This is a genomic window from Pseudoalteromonas sp. PS5 (genome assembly GCF_004103255.1).
GTDB classification, from domain to species: domain Bacteria; phylum Pseudomonadota; class Gammaproteobacteria; order Enterobacterales; family Alteromonadaceae; genus Pseudoalteromonas; species Pseudoalteromonas peptidolytica.
The window spans coordinates 15,917-29,773 of record NZ_RCSQ01000010.1; the positions used below are offsets into that span (position 1 = coordinate 15,917).

General features: G+C 46.7%; 3 protein-coding genes. All 3 read right to left on the bottom strand.

From position 1 onward, the window contains the following. Nucleotides 1-244 precede the first annotated feature (244 nt). Nucleotides 245-3,358, bottom strand: coding sequence for an amino acid adenylation domain-containing protein (locus tag D9603_RS01510; protein ID WP_128729785.1), 3,114 nt, complete (start codon nt 3,356-3,358; stop codon nt 245-247). A 15-nt stretch (nt 3,359-3,373) separates the two neighbouring features. Further along, entirely contained in the window at nt 3,374-4,435 is a 1,062-nt protein-coding gene (locus tag D9603_RS01515; RefSeq protein WP_125251333.1) for a TauD/TfdA family dioxygenase, read from the bottom strand. Between the two features lie 241 nt (nt 4,436-4,676). Further along, on the bottom strand, nt 4,677-13,760 hold the full coding sequence (locus tag D9603_RS01520) for a non-ribosomal peptide synthetase (protein ID WP_128729786.1): 9,084 nt from the start codon (nt 13,758-13,760) through the stop codon (nt 4,677-4,679). Nucleotides 13,761-13,857: the final 97 nt, after the last annotated feature.

Genomic DNA, 13,857 nt, shown 5'->3' on the forward strand with positions numbered 1-13,857 from the left:
TACCCATTCAAATAAAAGTGGGAGCCTCAGCTCCCACTTTATACCAATTAGACTTAATACTTGCTCAATTTGAAGGAGTAAACCTGACGCTAACGGCGTTAAAAATTTCTTATTTAGAACAACTAAATAGCAAAATTTTTGCCTAGTAATCGACAAGATTTTCTCGCCTCAAAATAGACCTCTTAATTAAGATAATTGGTATTATCGTCTCAAAATTATCTTGGGTTATCCCTTACCCTGATACCTATGTGGCTTTCAGACCCATTTTTTCGCGCAATGCCGCCTGCTGTTCTGGCGTCAGTGTCGCCAACTTAATTTGCGTCAATGCTAATTTCTCCAATCTAGACGGATCACCACTTAAGTTATTTAGTGCTTGAGCCAAAGATTGAATGCTTGGGTTATCAAACACAACGCCAGGTTCAATATTCAATAAGAGTAATTTCTTTATGCGTGTAGCAAACTTAATAGCAGACAGAGAGTGCCCACCTAAATCGAAGAAGCTGGCATCACAACTTACTCTTTCTACTTCTAAAATATCCGCCAGCGTGGACGCAAGTAAGGTTTCTAATTGACTGCTAGGCGCAACATAAGTAGATAAAGTCAACTCGGCAATTTTAGGCAAACTTTGACGATCTACCTTACCGTTAGCAAGCAGTGGTAACTCAGTCACACTGACAAAGAAAGCAGGCACCATGGCATCTGGTAATACATCGCGTAACTGCGTCTGCAACGTAAGGTTTTCCTCTCCAGTTAACAGCTCATTTGCTACGGTTTGTTTATCTAAATACTGAGTTAAGAAGGCAACCAAAACAGCTTCATTGCCATACTGTTGTACCGCCACAAAACAATCTACATTGTCCAAGTGCTGTGTAATAGCCAGTGCCACTTCATTGGGCTCTACTCTAAAACCACGGATCTGCACTTGGTCGTCCTTACGACCAGATAAACTAATAGAGCCATCAGGTAAATAACGAGCCACGTCACCTGTACGGTAGAGACGCTCAGACCATTGACTGTTATCGACAAAAACACCGCTGGAATCAGCATTAATGTATCCTGCTGACAATTGCTTACCCGCAATACATAATTCGCCTTGCTCACCAGTTGCACACAAGCCATCTTGAGGAGTTAAGATAAAGATTTGTGAGCCAGAAAAGACTTGGCTAAGTCTTGGCACAGCGGCATCAAAGCGTGCGTTGTTTTCATATGAGTGTGACATCACACCCACAGTGGCTTCTGTCGGCCCATAGTGGTTAAACACCTGTGTTTGCGGCGCTAACTTATGTACCTTTTGAATTAATGCTGGCTTGGCCGCCTCACCACCTAAGATCAACTTAGTTGGCAGACTGGCTGGCATGACTTCCAATAATGCTTGTAAATGAGAAGGCACTATCTTGACGCAATCGACCGCGTGCTCGGCCACAAAGCGACCAAATGCGTCGCCATCGAGCATTTGCTGCTCACTGGCAACAATAAGTGTGGCACCATTATAAAAAGCATTGAATAGCGTAGTATTACCAATGTCTGCGGCAACGGTAGAGGTGAGACCAAAGCGCTGGTTTTGCTGTAGCTCAAGTGCGTGTGAAGACGCAGTACAGTATTGTGCAAGTTGTTGATGTGCAATAGGCACACCTTTTGGCACTCCCGTGGAACCCGAAGTAAACAATACATAAGCGGTGTCTGCTAACTGATACTCAGGTAGCACACTACTGTCTAACTCTAGCTGTTGCGCCTCTAGTAGCCACTGCTCAACATTATGCTCATCTATATGAAGCATTGCACCAGACGCGTCCATCACACGCTGTTTGCGCGGCTCTGGCCAACTTGGGTCAATTGGGCAATATGCTGCACCGGCACGCATCACCGCCAGTAACATGACCACTTGCTGCCAACTGCGAGGTAGCGATAACAGCACAACACAGCCTTGCTTTACTCCATGGGCTTGTAGAGCTTGCGCTGTCTTATTGACCAAAACAGTAAGTTGGCTGTAGTTAAGTGAGTGTGCAGCATCTACCAATGCAATGTGCTCACTTTTAGCGTCTGCAAAATATTCAAGTTGTGCCAGCACGTGGGTAGCAGTTAGCCCTTGATCTGCATTTAACGCGAGAAAGCGCTGCTGTTCTTGCGCAGTAACAAGGGTAATATCAGCCACGGCTGTTGCCAAATATTGCGGGGCTTGTGCCAATAAATGAACAAATTGCTGTAACAAGATACTTGCGGCTTGATGTGAATAAGCTGAGCTATTAAATTGCAGTCGCACTCTGTCATCGGCAATAGTTAAGGATAATTCTGCGTTATCGGCAATCGCGACGGTTGCTTCTGCACTCACGACCTCTGATGCAAAGTGTGCAACTACACTACTATTGGCAAGCGTTTCAGGGCGCTCAAAACATTCCGCCCACTCCATGTGCTGAGACAAGGTAAAGGCAAACTGATTAATCCACTCTGCTAATACCTGCTGTTTAGCTTGTGGTACTTGAACCGGTAATGCCTGCGTATACACACCAAGCGCATCAGCCAACTCTTCGCTCATCTGGCGCGGATCATAACCTACACTGGTCACAAAGCTTTGCCCTGAAACACGCGCTAGTAATAACCACCATAATGATAAGTATATGCTTTGTGCATCTACCTCTAATTGTGCGCTAAGCGCTGTGATCGCTTCTGTCGTAGACTCAGCTAATGCTTCATCAACGCACTGTAGGTTTTGTAACGCCCCTTGCTCTGGCGCTTTGTGATACGGTAATGCAAAGTGATTTTTTGCATTATTATTAAGCTGGCTAATATACTGCTGCCAATAAGCTTTACCTTGAAGTGAATCTTCGCTGCTAGTCAGCTCTTCAAGCCACGCGAGAAAATCAGGGTATTGGACACTTTCTTCAACAGCTAAATTAAGATCTAACAAGCGCTGTACAATTTTCTCTGTACTGGCCAAATCAACGCATAGCGCATGGGTACGCACCAACAGGTATGCTTCATCCCGGTGGCTAATTTTGACCACTTGTAAATTTTGACCCGCAGCAGGGTTCAAAGACACAGGTTGCAAGCTATCAAGTGTTGCTAAGTTAATGCTGGCATCGGCTTCCAACGTCATGGTGGCAATGACGGGCTTGGTACTTAAGTGAGGTACCTGTCTTAAACCACGAAAGCCTGACACCTCGCTAAACGTAAAGCTCAAAATGATATTGTCATCAATGATTTCATTAAGTCTAGCTTGGAGATGTTCTGTGCTGTGTTGCTCTGACATGCGCGCCAGCACGCTATTATATGCCAATGGCTCCAGTGTATTACCTAGACATTGCTGCTGCTCACTCAATGACAGGCCTTGTGGATAAGCAGAGATATATTCTTGGATCATAATATGCACTACCTTTTACTGTGCTTGATTTGCTTGTTTTAGATCTTGTTGCGTATAGATATCACCCATAGCAACTACAATTTTCCTTGGACCCTCAAATGGATCTCTGGCATGTGCAGCGAGCATATTATCCAGCATCACTACGTCACCTTGCTGCCACTCAAAACGCACCGCACATGTTTCATATGCAGCACCAATAATGGCCATCTCTTCATCACTGATAGCAGAGCCGTCACCAAAATACACGTGTCGAGGCAAACGCTGCTCTCCCACTAACTCGATCAAACTCTCTTTGACTTCCGGCTCTAGACAGGCAATATGATGCAGTTGCACTTGATTGAAAAACGACCTTTCCTTTGTCACTGGGTGAACAATAACGCCATGGGTTTTGGTTTTTGTTTGGAGGCCGTCATTCTCTAGCCATTGATATTCAATATTTGCTGCATTCAGCCTCGCTTCCACTTCAGTTTTACTGTCAGTTTTGTAGAAATGCTGCCAGCTTACGTCAACACTCTTATGGAAATTACGTAGGTACAGCAAGCCTTTTTCTTCTATTTTTTGCACCAATTCACTGGGCAAAACTGATAACATTCGACGACAATCTACTATGGGTGTCGTACCGCCAACAGGAGAAGGTAATTCACAGAAAAACCACTGTTTACGCGGCCACTGCTCTAGATGTGAACTTTCATTATGATAAAGGATCATTTTGTTTTCAGGATAAGGCGTAGACTTATAAGTCTTTTTACCACCCTCTTTTTTAGGCAGATCGCCATAGTTGCCATATAAGCCTGGCTGAATTGCATTGGCAAACTGCTCAAATTCCTGTGGGGTCTTTAACCCAAAGCCACGGAAAACCAAGCCCGCATACTTAAGTAAGTTGCTTTCTATAAAGTCTCGATTTGTTTCAGCCCACACATACGGGTCTAAATCTTTACTGGTTGGCTGGATAACGGCTGGAAACCCTTGCGCACCTTTGAAGAATGTTGTTGAAGTTGCGGCTTGAGTAGCGCTAGCCGTGGGTTTTACCCCTTTTTTAAGAGATGAAAATTTACCTTTTCGCACAGTGGACGTCATCGTTTTCTCCTGTCATAGACTCATACCAATCCGCGGTAATGCTCTATCGGACCTCCAATAGATCATCGCCCTGCTACCTTGAGTTGGTCTGCTTAGCGATATGACGTGACAAGTCGTACTTTCTTTACTACAAAGTCGAAGATTTACTTGATTTGAATCAATAAAGAGACGCTCAATGCGTCTCTTTATTGTTGAATAAATGAAGGGAGTTCAGCGCTGGCTTAAGTCGCACTCGGATTGACTACTTCTTAAACTTAGCAAATTTGCTGGACTTAAACTTGCTTTGACCAGCCTGCTTTGGCGTGTGTGGTTTCAATGTCGCAATGCCGACTGTTGGGCTTTCCACCAGCTGAGTTAACAATTGCATCCACCTATCAAGTGCGACTTGGATTTTATCACGGCGATATAGCGCCGTTTTAAAGTAACAGCGACCATGATAAGCCTGCTCTTGCGCATCAATAAAAATTGCCGAGTCAAATTTACTTGACGTATCCACCGAAGCGACCCCTTCCATTTCCAGCCCATCGATAGGCCAATCTGGTTTTGGCGTATTTTGCATAACGAAAAGCTGCTGGAATAACGGTGACAAGCCCGCTGTTCTTTGCGCGCCTACCTCATTTATCACGCTATCCAGTGTAAGCAGCTGATTACTTTGAACATCCAATAGCGTTTGCTGAACCTGTTCACATAGCTGGGTGAACCCGACTGCGCCATTAAGACGAACTCGTAGCGGCAAGACACGGATAAAATATCCGATCAGAGGTTCAAGATCCGCATGTTCTCGACCTGATAGATCCGTACCTAATACCATATCTTGCTGCCCTGTTGTTTCAAACAGCCAAGCAGCATAACTTGCCAATAGCACGCTAAACACAGAGCATTGTTGTCGCTGCGCAAGTTGCTCAATGGCCTCTCGAGTTGTTGCCGCAATCTGAAAATCTATTACATCGCCTTGCGTATCGGTGCGCTCAGGACGTGGAGAATGTAACGGGATCACGCTTTGCGCTGGAGCATCTGCAAGCTTCGTACGCCAAAACTGAGCAACATCCTTTGCTTCTTGGCTTGCTAAACGCTGCTGTTGCCACTGTGCATAGTCACCATATTGCACTTGCAGTGGCGGCAGTTGGGCTTGGCGCTGCTCAATTTGCGCCAAATAAAACTCACCGACCTGATGTACCAAGTTCCCCATAGACCAACCATCACTCACTATGTGGTGCATATTAATGGTAAGTTGATAGTGCTCAGGTGCAATTTTCACCAACAACACACGCAATAACACATCCTCAGCTAAATTAAATGGTGTCACCTCAAAATGCTCACGGAGCTTCGCAGCTGCTGCAGTGTTTTGCGCTAAGTCATCATCAAGCTGAACATACTGCCACTGTAATTCATTGTCCTCACTATACACCGCGACCACGTCACCTTCTTGTTCAACAAAGCGATAACTAAACGTACTGTGGTAAGCCAGTAACTGCGCAAAAGCGCACTGTAAGCTGTGGGGTTCAAGTACTCCAAAGAGATTAACACTCGTGGTGATGTTATACGCGGCTCGGTCTTTTGCTTCACTCAGTTTGTCAGTGACCCATAAACTGCGCTGCTCTGCTGATACCGGTATTTGCTGAGCGAATGGCTGCGCTTGTAAAGTAATACTGTGGTTATCATCTGTGCTTTGTCGCTGCGCTGTGATGTATTGAGCCAGCGCACTAAACTCACTATGCTCAAAAATATCTCTAACTTTCAACTGTAAGCCAAACGTTTGGTTGATTTGTGACGTTAATCGCATCGCTAAAATGGAGTCGCCACCGTCATAAAAGAACTGACTCTGCGGTGTTGCGTCAACACCAAGTAATGTTTTCCATATTACGCTAAGCTGGCGCGCCTGCGCGTCCATCTCTTGATACTTAGTCTCCGCTTTGGGTAGCGTCGGCTGTGGCAACGCATTGACATCGACCTTACCATTGATGGTCAATGGCAATTGCGTCAATGTTAGCCAATGGGCAGGCTGCATATAATCGGGTAGCTGCTGCTGTGCACATGTTTGCAGCGCAGCCAGATCCACATTCTCACCGATCACATAGGCTATCAACTGCGCCCCTTGCTCGGTGTGCTGTAACCGTACCAGTACGCTACTTATCTCCGCCATCGCCATAATGCGCTTTTCTATCTCAGCTAATTCAATCCGATAGCCACGCACTTTTACCTGCTGATCTGCACGACCTTGATACACAAGCTGCCCTTGTTCATTAAAGCGCACCAAATCGCCAGTACGATATAAACGTTCTCCTTTGTCACTAAATGGATTAGCAATAAATCGCTCAGCCGTAAGGTCAGCACGGCCAAAATAACCCTGCGCCAAAGTACCTGCAATATATAGCTCACCGACTCCACCAGCAGGTACTAGGTTAAGTTCTTCAGTTAACACATAAGCATGGCGATGCCCAACCACCGCCCCTATGGGCACATATAAGCTGTCTATTTCAACCTTATGATCATCTTGCCAGATAGTCGGTGTGATCACGGTTTCTGTCGGGCCGTAGGCATTAATGAAGCGTGTCTGAGGCGCGCGCTTACGCCATTGCAATAACTCTTTTGTTGGCCAAGCTTCCCCTCCTACAATACATAGACGAACGCCATCCAGATGGGGCAAGTGCTGTAAATAAGCACGAGGTAAATCAACAATATTAATTTGATGCGCCACAACCAACTCGCTGCACTGCTCCGGTAGTAATGCTTTACCATTCACCATGGTCAGCTTCGCACCGGTCAATAAGGGGACGAACACTTGCTCAAGCCCAGCGTCAAAGCCCAATGACGCAAATGCCAATGCGTGATCTTCAGTACCATAGTGATACGCATCTGCAATCGCCAAACAGTGACTTAATAGTGCACCTCGTGTCACCGCCACCCCTTTTGGCTTGCCTGTAGAGCCAGACGTAAACACCAAATAAGCGAGCTGCTGAGGGTCAAATGTTGGTCGCTGCAATGGCTGTTCACCCACCTCACTTGTCAGACGTTGAAGCGATATTTGCTGCATTGTACAGTGCGTTAGCGCACGCTCTTGGTGCAGTACCAATTGCGGTGTACTTAGCGCAAGTATGTCATTTAAACGCGATTCTGGTGAGTCTACATCAAGCGGTACATAGACAGCGCCTAGCTGCCAAATCGCAAGAATACAAGCCAACGTATCCAGTCCTGTACGCATATAAAGCGCAACGCGCTGTTGACTGGTTACACCCTGTAATTGCAAGCCAACTGCAATTTTTTCACTGCGTGCCAATAGCGCTTGATAACTTTGAGACTGCGCTTCACAAAAGAGTCGAGCAGTATCCTGATGTACGCTTGCCTGCTGATATAGACACGCCAATATGTCCTGCTGCTGCGCTACACCATGGTATTTTGTTGCGCCCAGTTCAATCAGTGAAGCACTCTGTGCATCACTGAGACCTGTAATATGCGCCACAGGCTGTGTAACCTGCTCTTGTAATTGCGAGATTATCAATAAGAAGCGTGCGAGTAATTGTTCGGCATCTGCATCACTTAAGGCTGCTTGCTGATAATGGAATGCGATGTCCACCGTTTCTTGCTGCGAAATGGAAACCGTGAGTGGATAATCGGTTTCTTCTCGGCTGGCCAGTAACTCAAATTGCGTAGTAGCTTTATCGGCTTGCTGAAGCGCTTCAGCAATTGGGTAATTTTCAAATACCACTAGTGTGTCAAATAACCCATTTGGACAATCTATTCCCCCTTCTCGGGCCCATTTTTGCACCTCGCTAAGAGGTGTATATTCATGCTCACGAGCCCGCAGACTTTGGCGCTGTAGTTGCTGCAACCATGTTGTCACATTGACCTCAGGACTCACGGTGACAATGGTCGGTAGGGTATTAATAAACAAGCCAAGCATGCTGTCACTGTGAGCAAGTTCTGGTGGTCTTCCTGACGTTACTGAACCAAAGCACACAGCTTGGTGTCCTATGCTGGCTTTCAACACCAATGACCATGCTGCTTGAATTAAGGTGTTTACCGTAATTTGCTGGCTACGACAAAACGAGACAAGATGCTCGGTCTGCTCAGGCGCCATGACCCAACGGGTATGTCCCGCACCATTTTGCGACGTCTGTTGCGTGTTTTGTTGCGCAAACAAAGTACAAGGCTCATCTAATTGGCGCAGCTGTTGCTGCCAATAATCACGATTTTGAGTGTGATCTTGCGCCTGTAAAAAGCCAATATACTGCTCATACTGACCTGTCGCAGGCATTAACGTGTGGCCTTGATATACACTTAACAATTCACCCATCATGCGTGAGGCACTCCAACCATCGGTGAAAAGGTGATGGTTTGTCCATATCACGCGGTGCTGGTGTGTATTTAGTTTGATGATAAGCACGCGGTTAAAGCCTATGTCTTTATCTAAATCAAAACCCAATAACACCTGCTGCTTGGCAAGTTGTTCAAGTTTTGCTTCTACATCGCCGCCCTCAAAGGACCAATCCAGTACTGTGATGTCTGCCGCATGCGTATGTACTACATACTGGTGCGCTGGGCTTTCTTTGGTGAGTAACCCCGTTCTCAGCACTTCATGGCGATCCGTAACATGCTGCCATGCTTCGCTAAACGCCACTACATCTAGACCTGTAACCGCAAACTGCATTTGGTTCACATACGCACTGTTGTCGCTATATTGAGCATGAAAAAGCATACCTTCTTGCATCGCAGAAAGCGGATACACTTTACTTATCTTTGTCGCGTCTAATTGTCTTAAGGTATCTTTTGGTAATTGGGCTAGCGGTACATCTGAGGCACTGAATGTTGCCGTTGTCGACGCACAATGCGCCACTAACTCTTCCAAGCATTGCTGGAATAACTGAGTGAACGCCTCAATGGTGTCTCTACTCAATCGCGTGGCGACGAAACTGGTGCGTATTTGTAATTGCCCACCTAAGACTTGGGCTTGTATCGACAACTCACTTGCAACCGTTGCGGCATGGTTGGTACTCGCGCCACTGTCTTCACGCGCAGGCTGCCATATACCATCACTGCTAAAGTTATTGTCGAGTTGCCCAAGATAGTTAAACTCAATATCTGCCAGCTCTGGTGCGCTACTTGCCGGTTTCGCGCTGTTATATTTGAGTGCGCCATAGCCAATGCCTTTGTTTGGGATAGCACGCAGCATTTCTTTGGTCGCAAGAATGGTTTCTTGCCAGTTATCTTGGCGTGATAATTTCAGCGGGAACATCGCCGTAAACCACCCTATGGTGCGACTCAAATCAATAGATGGCTGCCAAGGTTCGCGACCATGCCCTTCTAGATGCAGCACATATTCATCCGCCCCTAACCAGCGGTAAAGTGCTTCACTCAGTGCACTTAACAATAAGTCGTTGACTTGCGTGCGGTATGGTCGGCTAGCTTGTGTCAGCAACTGCGTTGTGAGTGCTTGTGGACAATACAGCTCAACGGTAGCTAACTCAGTTTCTGCTGCACTGGCAGTTTTATCTTGATACGGCAACGGCAATCTGGCGGCGGTTTGTACTTGCCAAAACTCAGCTTCATCAGCAAAGTGCGCATCGTATTGCTGCAAGGCTTCAGCCCATTTTTTGACACTGCTGGATTTAGCAATTGGCTGCCACGTCTTACCAGCAATAAGCTGCTCATACCCTGCTGCCAAATCATCCAGTAAAATTCGCCATGACACGCCATCAATCACCAAATGATGTACAACCAGTAAGACGCGGTAACTGCCATCTGCCACTTGCATCACCGCGACCCGCATCACTGGCCCATTTTGAATATCCAGACTACGTTGAATATCGTCTGCCAGCGCGGTTATCTGGGCGTTTTCAACTTCATGTAATGTAAATATCTGCGCCAACATTGACGCACTATATTCAGTAAAAGACTGCTGCCAGTTGCCTTCACTATCGCGGCAAAAGCGCAGCCTTAAGGCATCATGATGTTGCACTAATTGTGTGACCACTTGTTGTAGCGCTGAACAGTCTATCGTTTGCGATACATGCAGCATCACGGCTTGGTTATAGTGGTTTGGAGCGTGTCCGCGCTGCGCGAAAAAAGCCTGCTGAATAGGCAGCAGAGGGGCACTACCGGCAACATGCTCGACCTCACTGCTACTGACCTCTTCCAATCGCGTGGCCAAAGGTGCAATCGCCATAATAGTTTGCGCTTCAAAAACATCCGCTGGCTTGATTTCCCATCCAGCTTGTCGGCTTAGTGACACCATTTGCAGGCAAATAATAGAGTCACCGCCTAAGGCAAAAAAGTTATCGTCACGACCTACTTGCTCAACGCTAAATAACTTACACCAAATCTCAGCGATCAATGTTTCTACTTCACCAATACATGCCGTTATTTGTGTCTGCTGCGGTGATGCCGCAGGGGTTGGCAAGGCAACTCTGTCGACCTTACCATTGGCGTTAAGCGGTAGGCTGTCCAAAAGCATAAATACTGAAGGCACCATGTATTCTGGTAGTATAGCTCGAGTATCCGCTTGAATATCATGTACATCACGGGTTGAACATAGGTAGGCTAGCAACCGGGTCGACTCTGCGTGTTGCTGTGCAATCACAGCAACATCATTGACACCTTCGATAGCACGTAACTTAAGCTCAACCTCTTCAACTTCAACACGGAAGCCGCGAATTTTCACTTGGTTGTCTACTCGACCGATAAACTCAAGTTGTGCTTGAGCATTCCATCTCACTAAATCACCGGTGCGATATAGGCGTTGACCACTATCGCTAAACGGATCAGCAACAAAGCTCGCCGCGGTTTGTCCTGGGCGTCTTAAGTAGCCTTGCGCTAAAATTTCACCACCAACATACAACTCGCCAACCTGCCCATGTGGCAACAGATTGAGCTGCTCATCAAGTACATACAGTTGCCGCTCAGCAATCGCGCTACCTATAGGTACAGAGTTGATACGCTCAACATCCAACGCACTACAGTCAAAAATAGCCGCTTCAACTACGATTTCTGTCGGGCCATAAGTATTGACCAACTTCACCTTTTCAAGTCCTGCCGCTCGCCATGCACTAATGGCCTGTTTTGACATGGCTTCACCGCCTGAGTGCACTTGCCTAAGCGCGGGTAATTGCCATTGATGCTTTGGCATTAAATACGACCAATCTTCGGCAATTTGTCGCCAATAGGCCGCACTTAAGTCCATCACACTAATACTGTGCTTGCTGGCTTGCTCATACAGGGTTTGCGCGTCCCACAAAGTGTCATCTCGCATCACTAAAGCGGCACCGACAACCAAAGTGGGAAAAACTTGCTCTACAAACGCATCAAAATTTGCTGTTGCAAACTGTAACACGACATCATGTTGGGTAAGCGAAATGAAATCCGCTGCGGTAAAAATATAACGGCTCAGCGCCCCATGTGGCACCGCCACCCCTTTGGCTTTTCCTGTCGAGCCTGAGGTATAATTTAGATACGCAATATGCTCAGGATGCACAGCAAGCGCGGCGTCTTGCTGGCACCAAACAGATAAGTCTGGGCATATTAATTCAGCCTCTGCAATCACCGCGCATGAAGACGCTGACAATTGCTCACCGACAATGAGCGCACACTGACTATCTTCTATCATGTGCGTGAGCTTGTCTTGTGGCAACTTAGGATCAAGGGGTAAATACGCCACACCTGATTTAAAGCACGCCAACAAGCTAGCAATCAAATATGGGGTACGTGGCAAGGCTATACCAACCACCTCTCCCTCTTTGATATGATGACGTTGCAGTTGTGCCGCAATATAATTACTGTGCGCCTCTAACCATTGATAATCAAAGTGGTGGTCTTGGAAGATAAGCGCAGTGTCCGTCGGTAAACTAAGCGCTTGCTGGCGAACTAACTCATGCGTTAGTCGCGTTTCTGGTGCGAGTTGTTTTCCTTTACTCGCGCGGCTTTCAGGAAGATACGCAGGCTGGTTTTCGTAGGCGACATCAAGCCAATTCCCGATTTTCTCAGCATCATGCCCAAGTGCCAGTGTCAGTAGTTGGCAAAACTCTCGTTGCAGCACTTCAATGTATGGTGTATCAAACTGTGCGCAATCGTATTCTATCTCACAGATAACACTCGTTTCACTGGTTTGTGCCGATAGCGCAATCGCAAACTTACTCTGCATACTGCCACCTGCCACTGGAGCGAGTGAGAAATCTCCAAAGTCGAGCTGCCCTTGTAATTGCGGCTGACAATCAAACCCAACTTGAAAAAAGCCACCTTGGCGCAGATCGCCGCGATGCTCAGGTAACACCGACAACACGTATTCAAACGGTACATCACTGTATTGTGTACAAGTCAGTGCATGACGCTGTATTTGTTTTACCGTTTCTATAAAGGAGCGTCCACAATGCGCTTCGCAGCGATAAGCCTGTGTGGTGATAAAGCAGCCAACAATATCTTGCACCTGCTCCTCTGAGCGACCCGCATTTGGCACGCCCACTACAAACTGCTCATTACCATGATGACGCGACAACAATAGTTGCCATGTTGCCAATAAAGAGGCAAATGGCGTGACCTGATTGCGCTTGCAAAAGTCGCTAAGGCTGGCACATAAAGGCGCTGAAAGCGTAAACTGCTGACGCCCACCTACCGACTTTAGCTTAGTGGTGGTTGTGCGCTGTTGATGCAAGCGTAAGGGTTGTCGTGGTGCTTCAAGATATTGCTGCCAAAATGCCACCGCGGGATGCTGTTGTGATAACGCGTGACGCTGCCAATGTGCAAAGTCAAGGTAACGCAGCGCTGGCATTGAGAGTGCCAACCCTCGGTACGCACTTTTTAAATCCGCTAAAATTAGATTATTAGACCACCCATCTGACACGAGGTGATGATAGCTCAGCGCCAATATTTGTAATTGATCAGCACAGGTGATGAGCTGTGCTTTGAGTTGTGGTGCCTGTGATAAGTCTTTTGCTGCTAACAGCCACTGATTTAATGTTTCGCTGGCAAGGTAGTCGGCTCTTGTCATGTCACTTTGTACTTGCGCTAAAGAAAAGCTGACCTCATCAAGCTCGACCTGAGTTGGGGTATCATCAGTGGTGACAAATTGCGTTCTAAATACTCCGTGATTGGCAATAACAGCTTGCAGTGCTTGCTCTAGTTTACTTGGATCAATCTGCCCCGTTACTGCAAAAACCACAGGCATCAAGTAGCTGGTGTTTGACTCATCAAGTGCTTGCAGTGTCCATAGCTGTTGCTGTAAGTATGACAAAGGGGCGGCATTGCCGGATATACGAGGGATCCCATCAGACGAGTCCTGCTCCAGTAGTAAACTCAATATATCGCTATCAATATCCGCTAAAAAATCATCTTGCATATTTACACCATGCCTATCTTCAAAGTTGACACCGCGAGGCGGCCAAAGTATCAGTAAGACGGTACAAGGCAGTTGAAATTTACTTTTTGATCATAAA

What these genes read in the sequence shown, in the direction of transcription:
- D9603_RS01510 (WP_128729785.1), bottom strand. Translation starts at nt 3,358, where the DNA reads ATGATCCAAGAATATATCTCTGCTTATCCACAAGGCCTGTCATTGAGT.
- D9603_RS01515 (WP_125251333.1), bottom strand. Translation starts at nt 4,435, where the DNA reads ATGACGTCCACTGTGCGAAAAGGTAAATTTTCATCTCTTAAAAAAGGG.
- D9603_RS01520 (WP_128729786.1), bottom strand. Translation starts at nt 13,760, where the DNA reads ATGCAAGATGATTTTTTAGCGGATATTGATAGCGATATATTGAGTTTA.